This window comes from Bacteroides sp. L10-4 (genome assembly GCF_013373675.1).
GTDB lineage: Bacteria > Bacteroidota > Bacteroidia > Bacteroidales > Bacteroidaceae > Bacteroides > Bacteroides muris.
This window is the reverse complement of the sequence record NZ_JABXJH010000006.1, coordinates 48,425-64,315: the sequence shown is the minus strand read 5'-3', so window position 1 is coordinate 64,315 and position 15,891 is coordinate 48,425. Positions and strand designations below refer to the sequence as shown.

General features: G+C 50.9%; 14 protein-coding genes. 7 read left to right on the top strand and 7 right to left on the bottom strand.

Translation table 11 applies throughout. From position 1 onward, the window contains the following. The first annotated feature begins 9 nt into the window (after positions 1-9). Together HU824_RS03550 and HU824_RS03545 are read left to right on the top strand one after the other, a co-directional pair. Complete coding sequence (locus HU824_RS03550) at positions 10-1,017, top strand: NAD(P)-dependent oxidoreductase (RefSeq protein WP_176468104.1); 1,008 nt, start codon at positions 10-12, stop codon at positions 1,015-1,017. Then, a complete protein-coding gene (locus HU824_RS03545) occupies positions 1,008-1,973 on the top strand; it encodes a phosphatase PAP2 family protein (RefSeq protein ID WP_176468103.1) in 966 nt (321 codons plus the stop codon). Before HU824_RS03550 ends, HU824_RS03545 begins: the two co-directional genes overlap by 10 nt. A gap of 224 nt (positions 1,974-2,197) precedes the next feature. Here the strand turns inward: HU824_RS03545 and dusB are convergent, their stop codons facing one another. Next, positions 2,198-3,178 carry a tRNA dihydrouridine synthase DusB gene (gene dusB, locus HU824_RS03540; protein WP_176468102.1) on the bottom strand — a complete coding sequence of 327 codons (981 nt, stop codon included), beginning with the start codon at positions 3,176-3,178 and terminating at the stop codon, positions 2,198-2,200. Positions 3,179-3,268: 90 nt separating this feature from the next. On the opposite strand from dusB, the gene HU824_RS03535 reads away from it, so the two are divergent. The 4 genes from HU824_RS03535 (at position 3,269) to dprA (ending at position 6,760) form a co-directional block, all read left to right on the top strand. After that, on the top strand, positions 3,269-3,727 hold the full coding sequence (locus tag HU824_RS03535) for a DUF2059 domain-containing protein (RefSeq protein ID WP_136009189.1): 459 nt from the start codon (positions 3,269-3,271) through the stop codon (positions 3,725-3,727). An 81-nt stretch (positions 3,728-3,808) separates the two neighbouring features. Beyond that, on the top strand, positions 3,809-5,092 hold the full coding sequence (locus HU824_RS03530; RefSeq protein WP_176468101.1) for a peptidase U32 family protein: 1,284 nt from the start codon (positions 3,809-3,811) through the stop codon (positions 5,090-5,092). 118 nt (positions 5,093-5,210) lie between these two features. Continuing rightward, positions 5,211-5,630, top strand: a complete 420-nt coding sequence (locus HU824_RS03525; protein ID WP_176468126.1) for a thioesterase family protein — start codon at positions 5,211-5,213, stop codon at positions 5,628-5,630. Between the two features lie 11 nt (positions 5,631-5,641). Further along, the gene (gene dprA / locus HU824_RS03520; protein ID WP_136009191.1) at positions 5,642-6,760 is read left to right on the top strand and encodes a DNA-processing protein DprA; all 1,119 of its coding nucleotides are present in this window, start codon (positions 5,642-5,644) and stop codon (positions 6,758-6,760) included. 606 nt (positions 6,761-7,366) lie between these two features. On the opposite strand, the gene HU824_RS03515 is transcribed toward dprA, so the two are convergent. The 3 genes from HU824_RS03515 to HU824_RS03505 are packed head-to-tail and all read right to left on the bottom strand — an operon-like array spanning position 7,367 to position 10,837. After that, complete coding sequence (locus tag HU824_RS03515; RefSeq protein ID WP_005830925.1) at positions 7,367-8,122, bottom strand: succinate dehydrogenase/fumarate reductase iron-sulfur subunit; 756 nt, start codon at positions 8,120-8,122, stop codon at positions 7,367-7,369. Positions 8,123-8,155: 33 nt separating this feature from the next. Next, a complete protein-coding gene (locus tag HU824_RS03510; protein ID WP_136009192.1) occupies positions 8,156-10,102 on the bottom strand; it encodes a fumarate reductase/succinate dehydrogenase flavoprotein subunit in 1,947 nt (648 codons plus the stop codon). Positions 10,103-10,138: 36 nt separating this feature from the next. Then, entirely contained in the window at positions 10,139-10,837 is a 699-nt protein-coding gene (locus HU824_RS03505; RefSeq protein WP_136009193.1) for a succinate dehydrogenase/fumarate reductase cytochrome b subunit, read from the bottom strand. Between the two features lie 297 nt (positions 10,838-11,134). On the opposite strand from HU824_RS03505, the gene HU824_RS03500 reads away from it, so the two are divergent. Beyond that, positions 11,135-11,737, top strand: a complete 603-nt coding sequence (locus HU824_RS03500; protein ID WP_176468100.1) for a phosphatase PAP2 family protein — start codon at positions 11,135-11,137, stop codon at positions 11,735-11,737. 47 nt (positions 11,738-11,784) lie between these two features. On the opposite strand, the gene HU824_RS03495 is transcribed toward HU824_RS03500, so the two are convergent. From HU824_RS03495 to HU824_RS03485, 3 genes are read right to left on the bottom strand one after another with little or no spacing between them, the layout of a single operon-like run. After that, complete coding sequence (locus HU824_RS03495; protein WP_176468125.1) at positions 11,785-13,401, bottom strand: S41 family peptidase; 1,617 nt, start codon at positions 13,399-13,401, stop codon at positions 11,785-11,787. A 24-nt stretch (positions 13,402-13,425) separates the two neighbouring features. Further along, positions 13,426-13,884, bottom strand: coding sequence for a pantetheine-phosphate adenylyltransferase (coaD, locus tag HU824_RS03490; protein WP_016272290.1), 459 nt, complete (start codon positions 13,882-13,884; stop codon positions 13,426-13,428). After that, on the bottom strand, positions 13,881-15,791 hold the full coding sequence (locus tag HU824_RS03485) for a DNA topoisomerase IV subunit B (RefSeq protein ID WP_016272291.1): 1,911 nt from the start codon (positions 15,789-15,791) through the stop codon (positions 13,881-13,883). Before HU824_RS03485 ends, coaD begins: the two co-directional genes overlap by 4 nt. Positions 15,792-15,891 lie beyond the last annotated feature (100 nt).

Genomic DNA, 15,891 nt, shown 5'->3' with positions numbered 1-15,891 from the left:
ACTGAAGAAGTGGAATCGATTTTAATTACAGGAGCAAGCGGATTTATCGGAAGTTTCATCGTGGAGGAGGCGTTGAGGCGCGAGTTCGGCGTGTGGGCGGGTGTACGCTCGTCCAGCAGCCGCGAGTATCTGGGTGACCGCAAACTGCATTTCCTCGAATTGGATTTTGCGCACCCCAATGAACTGAGGGCGCAGCTTTCGGAACATAAAGGAACCTACAATAAGTTTGATTATATTGTCCATTGTGCCGGTGTAACGAAGTGTGTGGACAAGAACGAATTCGAGCTGGTGAATTACCTGCAGACCAAATGCTTCATCGATACGCTGAGGGAGCTGGACATGATTCCCAAGCAGTTTATCTTCATCAGTACGCTGAGTGTGTTCGGCCCGGTGCGCGAAAAGACCTACGACCCGATTATGGAGAGCGACACCCCTTCGCCCAATACCGCCTACGGACTCAGTAAACTGAAAACAGAACTTTATTTGCAGAGCGTTCCGGGTTTCCCCTACGTCATCTACCGGCCGACGGGTGTATACGGGCCGCGTGAGAAGGATTATTACCTCATGGCAAAGTCCATCCGGCAACATACGGACTTTTCCGTGGGCTTCCGCCGCCAGGACTTGACGTTTGTATATGTAAAGGACATCGTGCAGGCCGTCTTCCTCGGGATAGAGAAGCGGGTGTCACGCCGCGCCTATTTCCTGGCTGACGGGAAGGTGTACAGCAGCCGTGCTTTTTCCGACTTGATAAGGAAAGAACTGGGCAATCCGTTTGTTATTCGCCTGAGATGTCCGTTAATTGTATTGAAAGTCGTATCTTTGCTCGCTGAATTCTGGGCGAAGCGGCAGAACAAGACCAGTACGCTCAATTCGGACAAGTATAGAATAATGAAACAACGCAACTGGCAGTGCGACATCACACCGGCTGTCGAGGAACTGGGCTTCAGTCCTGAGTACGATCTGGAACGGGGTGTAAAGGAAACCATTGCCTGGTATAAGGATAAGGGATGGCTTTAGATTTATTTAGAAGGGTAGAAACCCGTAAGGGGCTTTTTGCGGTAGAGAAGGTTACGCTGATATACAATCTGCTGACTTCCATTCTCATTCTGTTTCTCTTTCAGGAAATGGACCATCCGGTGCAGATGCTTGCAGACCGTGCCGTCATTGCAGGCATGACCTTCCTGCTGATGTATCTTTATCGGCTGGCGCCCTGCAAGTTCTCCGCCTTTGTGCGCATAGCCATCCAGATGTCGCTGCTTTCTTATTGGTATCCCGACACCTTTGAGTTCAACCGGATATTTCCCAATCTCGACCACGTGTTCGCGTCGGTGGAGCAGTGGATGTTTGGTGGACAGCCTGCTGTATGGTTCTGTGAAAGGTATCCGCAGATGTGGGTGAGCGAGCCGTTCAATATGGGATACTTCTTCTATTATCCGATGATTCTGCTGGTGGTGGTATGGTATTTCCTTTATCGTTTCGACCTTTTCGAGAAGGTTTCGTTCGTCATCGTCACCGCTTTCTTCATCTATTACCTTATTTATATCTTCGTCCCCGTTGCCGGGCCGCAGTTCTACTTCCCCGCCATTGGAGGCGACCATGTGGCGCAAGGTATCTTTCCGTCCATCGGTGACTATTTCCATCACCATCAGGAACTTCTTCCCGGTCCGGGCTATGAGCACGGCTTCTTCTACAATCTGGTGGAGAGTTCCCAGCAGGTGGGTGAGCGTCCCACGGCAGCTTTTCCCAGTTCGCACGTCGGAATGTCTACGGTACTGATGATTATGGCATGGCGTGGCAGCAAGCGTCTGTTTGCCTGCCTGTTTCCTTTCTATCTGCTGCTGTGCGGGGCCACAGTCTATATCCAGGCACATTACCTGATAGACTCTATCGTGGGTTTCGTATCGGCTTTCGGCATTTATATCCTGGCTACGCGGATGTTCAAGCGATGGTTTGCGCAGCCGATGTTTAAATGACCGTTTTTTATACAAATATATCTTGGTGGCGTCATGCTTGCGCAGCGTTTTCATTTCATCCGCTGAATGAAGCTGATTCAGTCACTGACTGAATGCCTTTCACTCACTGACTGAATGCCTTTCAGTCAGTGACTCATTCTACCCCCTTATGTAAGGTGTTCTGGGAGGGGTAGGAGCAAAAACGGTCAGCAAATAGGATGGCGGTAAAAATGTGAGACAACCGTTTAAGGTAGCAATGGCTCTATTTCCTTGAAGATGCGGTACAGTTCCTCCTTCGTCTCTGCCCGCAGCATGGCTATTCGGGTATCGCGGAAGTTGGGAATCCCTTTGAAGAGTGGGCTTGCTGCCAGGTGGCGGCGTACGTGCAGTATGCCCCGTCGCTCGTCCAGCAGGTTGACGCTGTCTTCCACTTCCTGGCGGAGTACGTTCAGCCTCCATTCGGAACTCAGCGGAGGGAGTTCTTCGCCCGTCTCCAGATAATGCTTCACTTCCTTAAAGAACCACGGGCGGCCGAAGCTGGCACGGCCTATCATGATGGCGTCCACACCGTAGAGGTCGAAGCACTCTTTGGCCCGTTGGGGAGTGGTGATATCACCGTTGCCGATGATGGGAATGTGCATGCGTGGGTTCTTTTTCACCTCGCCGATAAGAGTCCAGTCTGCCTCACCGGTATACATCTGGGCGCGGGTACGGCCGTGAATGGTGAGGGCGGCAATGCCACAGTCTTGCAACTGCTCGGCAAGGCCGACGATGATTTTACTGTTGGCATCCCAGCCCAGGCGGGTCTTTACGGTGACGGGAATCTTCACGGCATCTACCACGGAACGGGTGATTTCCAGCATCAGCGGAATGTTCTGCAGCATGCCGGCACCGGCACCCTTGCCTGCCACGCGTTTCACGGGGCAGCCGAAGTTGATGTCCAGCGTGTCCGGACGTGCCTGCTCCACGATGCGGGCGGCCTCTACCATGGTGGCGGTGTCCCGTCCGTATATTTGTATGGCCACGGGCCGTTCTTCATCGCTGATGTTCAGCTTCTGCCGGGTCTTGCCTACGGAGCGTATCAAGGCATCGGCAGAAACGAACTCGGTATATACCATGTCTGCTCCGAAATGCTTGCACATCAGGCGGAAAGCAGGATCGGTGACATCCTCCATCGGAGCTAAAAATATGGGACGTTCGCCCAGGTCTATGTGGCCTATTTTCATGAATCGATTGAACTAAATGATTATTTCACTGCAAAAATACGGAAAAAAGCCTACCTTTGTATCATTCATTTATTTAACTAATATGGAATTATGAAAAAAGGTTTGGTTTTAATTCTGATATGTGTAGCAATGTTGTTTGCTGCCGCACCTTCGGCTTTGGCACAAGTGCCGAGTGATGAGTATAAGGCTACATTGGAAAAAATGCTGGAACTGTCCGGCGCTATGGCGTCGGCAAAGACTATGGTGCCGCAGATGGTTTCTATGTTGAAGCAACAGTCGTCGGCATCGGCTTCTTTCTGGGACGGTTTTCAGAAGAAATGGGAAGGAAAGTTTGGCAGCAGGCTGGCAGAACTTTATGCTCCCGTTTATCAGAAATACCTCACACTGGATGATTTGAAGAAAATCGTTGCTTTCTATGAATCGCCTGTCGGAAAGAAACTGGGTGCTTCTACTCCTGCCATGATGACTGAGGGTATGCAAATAGGGCAAAAGCTGGGAATGGAGATTGCCGCTGAACTTCAACAGGAATTGCAGGCACAGGGAAAATAAGTTACTAGCTACCAGCAGCTACGAGTGCCTTTCGGAACAGAGCCCGGCCACTTGTAGCCCGTAGCTCAAAATATATGATTTATGGATTTGAAAGATTTCGAAATCATGGCACCGGTAGGCTCACGCGAATCTCTCGCAGCAGCCATACAAGCGGGTGCCGACTCCATCTATTTCGGTATCGAGAACCTGAACATGCGTGCCCGTTCGGCCAATACCTTCACTATCGACGATCTGCGGGAAATAGCCCGGACGTGCGACGAGCATGGCATGAAAAGCTACCTCACCGTCAATACCATCATATACGACCATGACATCCCGCTGATGCATACTATCGTAGATGCGGCAAAGGCGGCAGGCATCTCGGCAGTCATTGCCGCCGATGTGGCGGTGATGAGCTATGCCCGCCGGATAGGGCAGGAGGTACACCTCAGCACACAGCTCAACATCAGCAATGTGGAAGCTCTCCGCTTCTATGCGCAGTTTGCCGATGTGGTGGTGCTGGCACGCGAACTGAATCTGGAGCAGGTGGCGGAAATCTACCGCCATATCCGTGAGGAGAATATCTGCGGCCCCGGCGGAGAGCAGATTCGTATAGAGATGTTCTGTCACGGTGCTCTTTGCATGGCGGTCAGCGGAAAGTGCTACCTATCGCTGCACGAAATGAATCACTCTGCCAACCGTGGTGCCTGCATGCAGGTATGCCGCCGCAGTTATACGGTGCGCGACAAGGAGACGGATGTGGAATTGGAAGTGGACAACCAATACATCATGTCGCCCAAAGACTTAAAAACTATCCACTTCATGAACAAGATGCTGGATGCGGGTGTTCGTGTATTCAAGATTGAAGGACGTGCCCGCGGTCCCGAGTATGTGCGTACGGTGGTGGAATGTTATAAAGAGGCCATCGGGGCTTATCTGGACGATACGTTTACCGATGAGAAAATTGCCCGATGGGACGAACGCCTGAAGACGGTCTTCAACCGCGGTTTCTGGGATGGCTACTACTTGGGACAACGCTTGGGCGAATGGACCAAGAACTACGGTTCTGCCGCTACGGAGCGTAAAATCTATGTGGGCAAGGGCATCCGATACTTCTCCAACATCGGTGTGGCGGAGTTTCTGGTAGAGGCGGCCGAAGTGAACGTAGGCGACAAACTGCTGATTACGGGTCCCACGACGGGTGCCGAATTCGTCACTCTGGACGAGGCGCGCGTTGATTTGAAACCCGTGCAGACCGTGAAGAAAGGAGAGCATTTCTCGATGAAATCGGTGAAAATACGTCCCAGTGACAAACTCTACAAGCTGGTTACCGTAGAAGAATTGAAGAAGTTCAAAGGATTGGATGTGGAGAAGCAACGCGGTTGACCTATAAGGAAATAATCGGAAAACCATGTATAAAAGGTGTATCATTTTAAGGCGAAAGTGTATCATTTTACGCTGATGAGACATTTTCGGGTTAAAATGATACAGCATGAAGAACATTATGGAGAAGTATATTTATGAATTGGCGATGAAGGTGCGCGACTATGAATGCGACCTGCAAGGCATCGTCAATAACGCCAATTACCAGCATTATCTGGAACATACGCGTCACGAGTTTCTTCTGTCTGCGGGTGCCAGCTTTGCTGCTTTGCACGAGCAGGGGGTAGACCCGGTGGTGGCACGCATCAGTATGGCTTTCAAGACACCTCTGAAAAGCGGTGACGAGTTTGTTTCCAGGCTTTATATGAAGAAGGAAGGCATCAAGTATGTCTTTTATCAGGACATTTTCCGTGCTTCCGACGGTAAGGTATGCCTCAAGGGGATAGTCGAAACCGTGTGTGTGGTCAATGGCCGCTTGAGCGACAGCGAACTGTTCGACCGCCTCTTTGCTCCTTATCTCAATCCGTGTGGGTCTGTGTAATCCGTGGTGAGATGAACAGTGACGAACGCATTTGCAGTATAGCCCTCACGCTTTGTCCCGGTATCGGACATATTGGGGCGAAACGTTTGATAGACGGGGTGGGGAGCGCTGTCGAAGTGTTCTTCCAGCGGGAGGAACTTCCCGAAATCATGCCCGGTGTGAATCCAGGAATAGTAGCGGCCCTTGACTGTCCTGCTGCCTTTCTGCGTGCCGAACGGGAGATGGAGTTCGTGGAGAAGAACCGCCTTTCCTGCCTGACGTTGAAGGACGGGGCTTATCCTTCCCGCTTGCGCGAATGTGAAGATGCACCGATTGTACTTTTCTTTAAAGGGAACACCGATTTCAATCGCCTGCATGTCATCAATATGGTAGGTACACGACGCGCTACCGACTACGGCAAGCAATTCTGTGCCGACTTCCTGCGCGATTTGGCCGTTCTTTGTCCCGATGCGCTGGTAGTAAGCGGGCTGGCCTATGGCATAGATATCCATGCCCATCGCGCTGCCTTGGCAAATCATCTTTCCACCGTTGCCGTTCTTGCTCACGGACTGGACCGCATCTATCCGTATGTCCACCGGAAAACAGCCATCGACATGCTGCCGCAAGGCGGTCTGCTGACCGAATTCCTTACCGGGACGAATCCGGACAAGCATAATTTCGTCAGCCGCAACCGTATTGTGGCAGGTATGAGTGATGCTACCATTGTTGTGGAGTCTGCCGCAAAGGGAGGTTCCCTTATCACTGCCGAACTGGCGGAAGGGTATCATCGCGACTGCTTTGCCGTTCCGGGCCGTATCACGGATGAATCCTCCATCGGTTGCAACCGGTTGATACGCGACAACAAGGCCGCCCTTATCCAGGATGCGGAAGAATTTGTGCGGATTATGGGCTGGGCTGTAGCGGAGCAGCCTGTCCGGATAGAAGGCATTCAGCGTAATCTCTTTCCGGAACTGACGGAAGAGGAGGAGCTTGTTGTGCGTATCCTTATGCGACAGGGAGACCTCCATATCAATGCGTTGGTGGTGGAAGCGGATATCCCCGTCAACCGGATGAGTGCCTTGCTTTTTGAACTGGAGATGAAGGGAGTGGTCAAGGCAATGGTGGGCGGGGTCTATCACTTGCTGGCTTGAGTGCGCAGCTCTTTTGCCTTATATGGACGGTTTCCCGTATCTCATATGGGCATCTTGGTGGTGGCGGCAGGCCGTTGGAAACAGCCTGCGGCAAATAGGATTATGGAAAGAAATGCGAGTACCGTTTTTTTCATCATGGGCTCGGAGAAACGTATGGGCATAAAAAAAGGAGTACCGCTGTACTCCAACCTTTGTTAACCTTAAATCTAATACTATGAAAAAAATCACGTCACAAATATAGGACTCTTTTTGTAGTCCTCCAAATTTCTGTATTCTCCTGCTACTTCTTTTGTATTTCTTTCACTGAATTTCACTGTTTCCGCACACGGATTGACTTTTTGAGAGAATATGAAGACTTACGTATGTCTATATGATATATGTCTATACGGCTCTTTTCATTTAAGGGCGATAACTCCTTCTAGCTCCCTTAAATGAAGCCTGTGTATATGTCTGGGAAGAAAATGGTTAAAAAAACTCCTCCGACGGTTTCCCGGCGGAGGAGTCTCTTGTGATATTAATCAAATATAGTGAAAGCTGGGTGATAAATCTGAGTTTGTTCAAGGGTTTATCCGAAGCACATCCTATATTATTTGCAGAAAGACCGTATTAGTCTTTCAGCTTCGCAATGATGAAGTCGCGGTTCAAGCGGGCGATGTTGCTGATGGAAACATTCTTCGGACATTCGGCCTCGCATGCACGGGTATTCGTACAGTTACCGAAACCAAGTTCGTCCATCTTGCTCAACATAGCCTTGGCACGGCGCAATGCTTCCGGTTTGCCCTGAGGCAGCAGGTTCAACTGGCTTACCTTGGCAGAAACAAACAGCATGGCAGAACCGTTCTTGCAAGCAGCTACACATGCGCCGCAACCGATACAGCTGGCAGCATCCATTGCCTCGTCAGCGATGGGCTTCGGAATAAGGATGGCGTTGGCATCCTGGGGAGCGCCGGTACGTACACTGACATAGCCGCCTGCCTGCATAATCTTGTCGTAAGCCGTACGGTCTACCATCAAGTCCTTGATAACCGGGAAACCGGCAGAACGCCACGGTTCAACAGTGATGGTATCACCATCGTTGAAGCGGCGCATATAAATCTGGCAAGTCGTAGCGCCGGTTGCAGGACCGTGGGGGTGTCCGTTGATGTAGAGCGAACACATACCGCAGATACCTTCGCGGCAGTCGTGGTCAAATACCACCGGTTCTTTACCTTCAGAAATCAGCTGTTCGTTCAGGATATCCAGCATTTCGAGGAATGAAGTATCGCCCGGAATATCTTTCATTTGGTATGTTTCAAAAGCGCCTTTTGCTTTCGGACCCTTCTGGCGCCATACCTTGAGCGTAAATGATATATTTTTATCCATTTTCTTTAGTTCTTTAAATGTTCAACTTCCCGATTAGCTCTTGTAGTTACGAGTCTGTACCTTGATTGCTTCGTAGACCAGCGGCTCTTTCAGCAATACCGGTTCTTTTTCGTCAGAACCCTGGTATTCCCAGCAAGCCACGTAGAAGAAGTTTTCATCGTCACGCTTGGCTTCGCCTTCTTCAGTCTGGTATTCTTCACGGAAGTGACCGCCGCAGCTCTCGTTACGGTTCAGCGCATCGTAAGCAACCAGTTCGCCCATAGTGATGAAGTCGTACAGACGGATGGCCTTGTCGAGCTCTACATTCATGCCTTCCTTGTCGCCGGGGATGAACAGTTCTTTCTCAAATTCCTTGCGTACTTCTTTCAGTTTCTTCAGACCTTCCTTCAGGCCTTCAGCCGTACGTCCCATACCTACATATTCCCACATGATGTGGCCCAGTTCCTTGTGGATAGAGTCAACAGACTTCTTACCCTTGATGTTCATCATCCAGTCAATCTTGTCCTGAACGGCCTTTTCTGCGGCTGCAAATTCGGGCAGGTCGGTAGAGAAACGGGGAACTGTAATTTGGTCGGCCAGGTAGTTCTGGATAGTGTAAGGCAATACGAAGTAACCGTCGGCCAGACCTTGCATCAGCGCAGAAGCACCGAGTCGGTTTGCACCGTGGTCGGAGAAGTTGCATTCACCGATGGCAAACAGACCCTTGATGGAGGTCATCAGTTCGTAGTCGACCCAGATACCACCCATAGTGTAGTGGATAGCCGGATAAATCATCATCGGATTGTGTTCGGGGTTCACGTCGGTGATTTCTTCGTACATGTCGAAGAGGTTGCCGTAACGTTGACGAACCACGTCAACGCCCAGACGGTTGATGGCATCGCCGAAGTCGAGGAATACGGCAAGACCGGTATTGTTTACGCCATAACCCTTGTCGCAACGTTCTTTGGCAGCGCGGCTGGCAACGTCACGCGGAACGAGGTTACCGAATGCCGGATAACGGCGTTCCAGATAGTAGTCGCGGTCTTCTTCAGGAATATCTTTTCCTTGCAGTGTGCCTTCCTGCAGTTTCTTGGCGTCTTCCAGCTTCTTCGGAACCCAGATGCGGCCGTCGTTACGCAGAGATTCGGACATCAGAGTCAGCTTGGACTGCTTGTCACCGTGAACCGGGATACAAGTGGGGTGAATCTGTACGTAAGCGGGGTTGGCAAACCAGGCACCTTTACGGTAGCAAGCCATTGCAGCAGAGCAGTTACATGCCATTGCATTGGTAGAAAGGAAGTAGGCATTGCCGTAACCACCGGTAGCGATTACCACGGCGTGGGCGGCAAAACGTTCCAATTTACCGGTAACGAGGTTCTTGGCGATGATACCGCGGGCGCGTCCGTCAATGAGGACAACGTCTTCCATTTCGTAGCGTGTGTACAGTTTTACGGTACCTACGTTCACCTGGCGGCTCAATGCAGAGTATGCACCCAGCAGCAGCTGCTGTCCGGTCTGGCCTTTAGCGTAGAAAGTACGTGATACCTGGGCACCACCGAAAGAACGGTTGTCCAGCGTACCGCCGTATTCGCGGGCGAAGGGAACACCTTGTGCAACGCATTGGTCGATAATATTGTTGGATACTTCGGCCAGACGGTAAACGTTGGCTTCGCGGGCGCGGTAGTCGCCACCCTTTACTGTATCGTAGAACAGACGGTACACAGAGTCACCGTCGTTTTGGTAATTCTTGGCAGCATTGATACCGCCCTGCGCAGCGATGGAGTGAGCACGGCGCGGAGAGTCCTGAATGCAGAAGTTGAATACTCTGAACCCCATTTCGCCCAGAGAAGCGGCAGCACTGGCACCGGCAAGTCCGGTTCCTACTACGATGATGTCCAGACGACGTTTGTTGGCAGGGTTTACTAATTTTTGGTGAGCCTTATAATTGGTCCATTTCTCAGCCACCGGTCCTTCCGGTATTTTAGAATCTATCTTAGTCATAATGCAATTTACAATTTAGTCATTTACAATTTGAATTTAGCAAGCGCCGCACAATGATTTTGCAAAGAATACGACAACTACCAGAGCGAAGCAGAGGACAACGATAGTAGAATAGATGTTGGAGATACATTTCCAACGGTTAATCCATACTTTGTTGTTCCAGCCCAAAGACTGCATGGAGCTCCAGAAACCGTGAGTGAGGTGGAACCACAATGCGCCCAGCCAAACGAGGTAAAGCACTACGAATACCGGATTGCTGAATGTGTTTTGAATGTGATGGACACCATTGGCTGCATATGCCAGCGTGAGGGTGTCGGCATGCATGCCCATGTTGTGCATCAACTCGGGAAGCTGCATTTTAGCCCAGAAGTTTACCAGGTGCAGACCCAAACCTACGATTACGATGATACCCAGTACGAGCATGTTCTGAGAAGCCCATTCCACAGTCTTGGGCTTTTCTGTAACGGCATAGCGTTCGCTACCACGTGCCTTACGGTTCTGCATAGTCAGCCAGAAAGCGTAGATGATGTGGATGATGAATAAGGCCGCCAGACCTGCCGTGGCCACCAGCGCGTACCAATTTGCTCCCAGGAACTCACAAACCATGTTGTAGCCATTAGCCGAGACTAATGCTACCAGGTTCATCGCCATGTGAAATGTCAGAAACAGGACAAGGGCGATACCGGTAACGCTCATCACCACTTTCCTTCCTACAGATGAATTACTTAACCACATAAATGATTGAATTTAAGTTATTTAATAGTTTGAAAATTTGTTCTATCAGGATACTTCTGTAAATGTCTCGCAAAAATAGGAGAAATCCAGCGATAAAGCAAGCGATTAAAGAAATAATTCCGTAATCCGGCAGAATGCGAAGTTTGTTCTCAGCGCGCGGGGTGTGTCTCCGAAAGGGTCTTTGCAGAAGTGGGCAAACTTTTCCACATTCTTCATCTTGTCGTAGTTCTGCATGACGAAATACCGAAAGTTTTATCTATTTATCCTATCTTTGCGTCAAACTAATATGAAGGACTTATGAAGAAGGCTGTTTTTTTTGTATTTTTTATGTGCCTTGTTGTATCCGGTCTTTTGGCACAGAATTGGGATATCAACACCTTGCATCGGGTTAACAGTTGGGATGGTAAGTTTGTCCGTAACTATAATAAGCTGATTTCGCGTTCGGAGCCATACATCGCTGTCGGTGTTCCGGTGGCGATGGCCGTTGCCGCCTGGATAAAACATGACAAAGGCTTGCTGAAGGATGCGGTTTATGTGGGCACAAGCGTGGCCGGAGCTTTTGTTGTGACATACGGAATGAAGCATCTGGTGGGTCGTGAGCGCCCGTACGACAAATATCCCGACAGAGTGCATGCATATAGCCGTGAAGGCAGCCCGTCTTTCCCTTCCGGACATACGGCGACGGCTTTCGCCCTTGCCACTTCTCTCAGTGTAAAGTACCCTAAATGGTACGTGATAGCTCCGTCTGCCTTGTGGGCGTGTTCCGTGGGAGTTTCCCGCATGAATGAAGGGGTGCACTATCCGTCGGACGTACTGGCGGGGGCGGCGATTGGCGCGGGATGCGCCGTAGTCAACGTCTACGTTAACCGCTGGCTGAATAAATGGCTGTTTGCAGACTGATACGGGAGGGTTTGACAGACACTTGTGCCTGTCAAACGGGTATATTGCTATCGTATGATGGTGCTGTAGATGTCTTCGTTCAACACCTTTAAGGCTTGCTGCACGCTGTTGTTCGTGGTGTTCATCACCCGGAAGTACTCGTTCATGTCCCATAGGTCGCGGGCTATCAGGGCTTTGAGCTGTGTTTTGATAAGCGGCAGGGATTGGCTGTACTGCTTCTCGTCGAACTTGATTTTTTCCTTTTCTGCCAGGGTGCGTATCTCCGTCAGGAAGTTGTCGTCTATCTCGAACTTTCCGTCGAAGGTTTCGAACTTCTTGTATTTTCCCTGCAACTCTTTCCGGTGCTTCTCTATGTAGCTCGTAGTGGCTTTGATAACCACCCCTTTGGCCACAAGATTGCGGTGATAGTCTGTGTACTGGGTGGTGTCGATGGGCACGAAGAAGTCGGGCATGATGCCTCCGCCTCCGTAGACGGTACGTCCCATACGCTTGGTCTGCGCCTTCAGGGAGTCGGCAAAGTGGATGCTGTCCGCATGAATCATTTCTCCGTGGTTGAAGCGGTCTATCAGTTCCTGGTTGTATTTCTTCTGGTTGTTTTCGCCGGTCGGACGGCTGTCAAGGTTGGCGGTGCTGTCGTAAGGCTTCTGAATGCAGCGGCCCGAGGGAGTATAGTAGCGGGCTATGGTCAGGCGAATCATGGAACCGTCCGGCAGGTCGATGGGACGCTGTACAAGTCCCTTGCCGAATGTACGGCGTCCTACTACCACACCTCTGTCCCAGTCTTGGATGGCTCCGGTCACGATTTCGCTGGCAGAAGCGGAGTACTCGTCTACCAATACGATGAGGCGGCCGTTCCTGAAGTTGCCCGTACCCTTGGCAAAGAAGTCGCTGCGGCGTGCGGCTCTTCCTTCGGTGTAGACGATGAGTTCCTTTTGTTTCAGAAACTCGTTGGCAAGGTCGATGGCGGCATTCAGATATCCTCCTCCGTTTCCTTGCAGGTCGAGGATAAGGTCTTTCATTCCTTTCTTCTGCAGTATTTTCAAGGCCTTTGCAAACTCTTCGGCGGTGGTGGCTCCAAAGCGGTTGATGCGTATATAGCCAGTTTGGGGCTGTATCATGTAAGAGGCGTCCAGACTGAGAATGGGAATTTTGTCACGCTTCACGGTGAAGTATAATGCATCATCCACGCCACGGCGCACGACGGTCAGTTTCACCTCCGAGTCTTTCGGTCCGCGCAGGCGGCTCATGATGTCTTCCGTGCTCATTTTTACTCCGGCAATGGCGCTGTCATTGACGGCTACGATACGGTCGCCGGCAAGGATACCCACCTTCTCGGAGGGGCCGTTGCTGACGGGTTGTATCACGAGCAGCGTATCTTCCATCATCTGAAATTGTACGCCGATACCCTCGAAATTGCCTTGCAACGGTTCGTTCATCTTTTTCACTTCTTCGGCATTGTTGTAGGTGGAGTGCGGGTCGAGCTGCGCCAGCATCTTGATGATGGCTTCTTCCACCAGCTTGTCTTCATCCACCTTGTCCACATAAAGGTTGGTGATGGCAAACTCTGCCATTTGCAGTTTGCGCAGGGCTTCATTATTATTCGGCTTTTGCGCTTGCGCCGTCACTGCGCATATACATATTATAATTGTAAATAGTTTCTTCATCATTTCCATTTTGGTTCTTAATCCCTAATTCTTGATTTCCATTCCTTCGGGTATGAACATACTGATGTCCTTTCCGTATTGCAGCAGTTCGCGCACGATGGTGGAGCTGACGCAGGTAAGTTCCGGCTCGGTGAAGAGCAGGATGGTTTCTATGCCGGTCAGCTTGCGGTTGATGTCGGCAATGGTTTCCTCGTATTCAAAATCCTTCACGGTGCGTATGCCGCGTATGATCAGGCCGGCGTCTACCTGCCGGGCAAAGTCGATGGTCAGGCAATCGTATGACTGCACGATGATGCGCGGCTCGTTCCGGTAGTAGTCCCGTATCATCTGCTCGCGCTTTTCCAGGGGGAAATACGTGTTCTTGTTTTCGTTGATGCCTATGCCTATGACGATTTCGTCGATGAAGGTCAGCGCACGGCTCACTACCGAAGAGTGTCCGATAGTAAACGGGTCGAATGTTCCCGGAAAGATAGCTCTTCTCATGATGCCAAATCTTCTTCTATAACCAAGTTGTTGATAATAAAGTTTTGCCGCTCCATGGTATTTTTGCCCATGTAGAACTCCAGCAGCTCTTTTACGAGGTCGGTCTTGCGCAGCGACACTTGCTCCAGACGCATGTCCTTGCCGATGAAGTGGCGGAACTCGTCGGGCGAGATTTCTCCCAGACCTTTGAACCGTGTGATTTCGGGATTGGGTCCCAGCTCGTCAATGGCTTTCACACGTTCCTCCTCGGTGTAGCAATAGCTTGTCTTCTTCTTGTTGCGCACGCGGAAGAGCGGGGTTTGCAGGATGTATACATGTCCCTTCTTTATCAGGTCGGGGAAGAACTGCAGGAAGAATGTGATAATCAGCAGGCGGATGTGCATGCCGTCCACATCGGCATCGGTGGCTACGATGACTTTATTGTAGCGCAGCGTCTCTATGCCGTCTTCTATATTCAAGGCCGCCTGGAGCAGGTTGAATTCTTCGTTTTCATAAACCACCTTCTTGGTGAGTCCGTAGGAGTTTAGCGGCTTGCCGCGCAGGCTGAATACCGCCTGTGTATTCACGTCGCGGCTCTTGGTGATGGAGCCGCTGGCCGAGTCTCCCTCGGTGATGAAGATACACGATTCGGCCTCCTGGTCCTTGCCTTTGCCGTCACTCAGGTGGTAGCGGCAGTCGCGCAGCTTGCGGTTGTGCAGGTTGGCTTTCTTGGCACGTTCACGTGCCAGCTTGGTGACACCGGCAATGGCTTTGCGCTCTTTCTCGGAGTCTTGTATCTTTTGCAGCATCACTTCGGAGACGAGCGGGTTCTTGTGAAGGTAGTTGTCCACTTCCGTCTTGATGAAGTCTCCCACGTATTTGTTTACTGTGGGGCCGGCGGGTTTGCCTTCCTGCGGCACGGCGGGCCACATGTTGTTGCTTCCCAGTTTCGTTTTGGTCTGGCTCTCGAACATGGGTTCCTCCACGTCGATGGCGATGGCGGCTACCAGGCCGTTGCGTATGTCGGCATACTCCTGGTTCTTGTTGTAGAACTCCTTGATGGTACGGGCAATGTGCTCCTTCAGGGCAGTCTGGTGTGTACCGCCTTGGGTGGTGTGCTGTCCGTTGACAAAGGAGTAGTACTCTTCGCCGTATTGGCTGGTGTGCGTGAAGGCTATCTCGATGTCTTCTCCTTTCAGGTGTATGATGTCGTAAAGGCCTTCGCTGGTCATGTTGTCTTTCAGCAAGTCCTCCAGTCCGTGGCGGGAAACTATGCGCTGTCCGTTGTAAATAAAGGTAAGCCCCGTATTCAGGTAGGTGTAGTTGCGCAGCAGCGTTTCTACAAACTGGTTCTGGAAGGAATAGTTGTAGAAGAGCGTGTTGTCCGGCTCAAAGAAGATATAAGTTCCGTTTTCTTCCGTCGAATCCTCGGTTGCGTCGCTCAACAGCGTTCCTTTTTCAAAGATGGCGGTGCGTACCTTGCCGTCGCGGTAGCTGCGTACCTCGAAACGGTTGCTCAGCGCATTGACCGCCTTGATACCCACACCGTTCAGCCCGACGCTTTTCTTGAAAGCCTTGCTGTCGTACTTTCCTCCGGTGTTCAGCTTGCTGACCGCCTCTATCAGCTTGCCTTGCGGAATGCCTCGGCCGTAGTCGCGCACGCTGACGCGCAGATTGTCTTCTATAGTCACTTCTATGCGTTTTCCGGCACCCATCTTGAACTCGTCGATGCTGTTGTCCATCACTTCTTTCAGCAACACATAGATGCCGTCATCGTTCTGTGAGCCGTCGCCCAGGCGACCGATGTACATACCGGAACGGACACGGATATGCTCCATGTCGTCCAGGTGGCGGATGTTGTCGTCGGTATATGATACTGTTGGTTCGCTGAATTGCAGACTACCATTGATATTCAGTTCTTCTTCCATGGAATTTTGATTGTTAGGGATACTTGGTCATTTGTCTTTCTGCCTTAAGTTCTTTTCCGTTTTCTTGGTATATGCCTCGCCTTTGGGCAAAAGATATTCA

Excerpts from the sequence above, each read along its gene's own strand:
- coaD (WP_016272290.1), bottom strand. The coding sequence starts at position 13,884 with ATGAGAAGAGCTATCTTTCCGGGAACATTCGACCCGTTTACTATCGGA.
- HU824_RS03510 (WP_136009192.1), bottom strand. The coding sequence starts at position 10,102 with ATGACTAAGATAGATTCTAAAATACCGGAAGGACCGGTGGCTGAGAAA.
- HU824_RS03505 (WP_136009193.1), bottom strand. The coding sequence starts at position 10,837 with ATGTGGTTAAGTAATTCATCTGTAGGAAGGAAAGTGGTGATGAGCGTT.
- HU824_RS03515 (WP_005830925.1), bottom strand. The coding sequence starts at position 8,122 with ATGGATAAAAATATATCATTTACGCTCAAGGTATGGCGCCAGAAGGGT.
- HU824_RS03525 (WP_176468126.1), top strand. The coding sequence starts at position 5,211 with ATGGAGAAGTATATTTATGAATTGGCGATGAAGGTGCGCGACTATGAA.
- HU824_RS03495 (WP_176468125.1), bottom strand. The coding sequence starts at position 13,401 with ATGAAGAAACTATTTACAATTATAATATGTATATGCGCAGTGACGGCG.
- HU824_RS03545 (WP_176468103.1), top strand. The coding sequence starts at position 1,008 with ATGGCTTTAGATTTATTTAGAAGGGTAGAAACCCGTAAGGGGCTTTTT.
- dusB (WP_176468102.1), bottom strand. The coding sequence starts at position 3,178 with ATGAAAATAGGCCACATAGACCTGGGCGAACGTCCCATATTTTTAGCT.
- HU824_RS03485 (WP_016272291.1), bottom strand. The coding sequence starts at position 15,791 with ATGGAAGAAGAACTGAATATCAATGGTAGTCTGCAATTCAGCGAACCA.
- HU824_RS03500 (WP_176468100.1), top strand. The coding sequence starts at position 11,135 with ATGAAGAAGGCTGTTTTTTTTGTATTTTTTATGTGCCTTGTTGTATCC.
- HU824_RS03530 (WP_176468101.1), top strand. The coding sequence starts at position 3,809 with ATGGATTTGAAAGATTTCGAAATCATGGCACCGGTAGGCTCACGCGAA.
- dprA (WP_136009191.1), top strand. The coding sequence starts at position 5,642 with ATGAACAGTGACGAACGCATTTGCAGTATAGCCCTCACGCTTTGTCCC.
- HU824_RS03535 (WP_136009189.1), top strand. The coding sequence starts at position 3,269 with ATGAAAAAAGGTTTGGTTTTAATTCTGATATGTGTAGCAATGTTGTTT.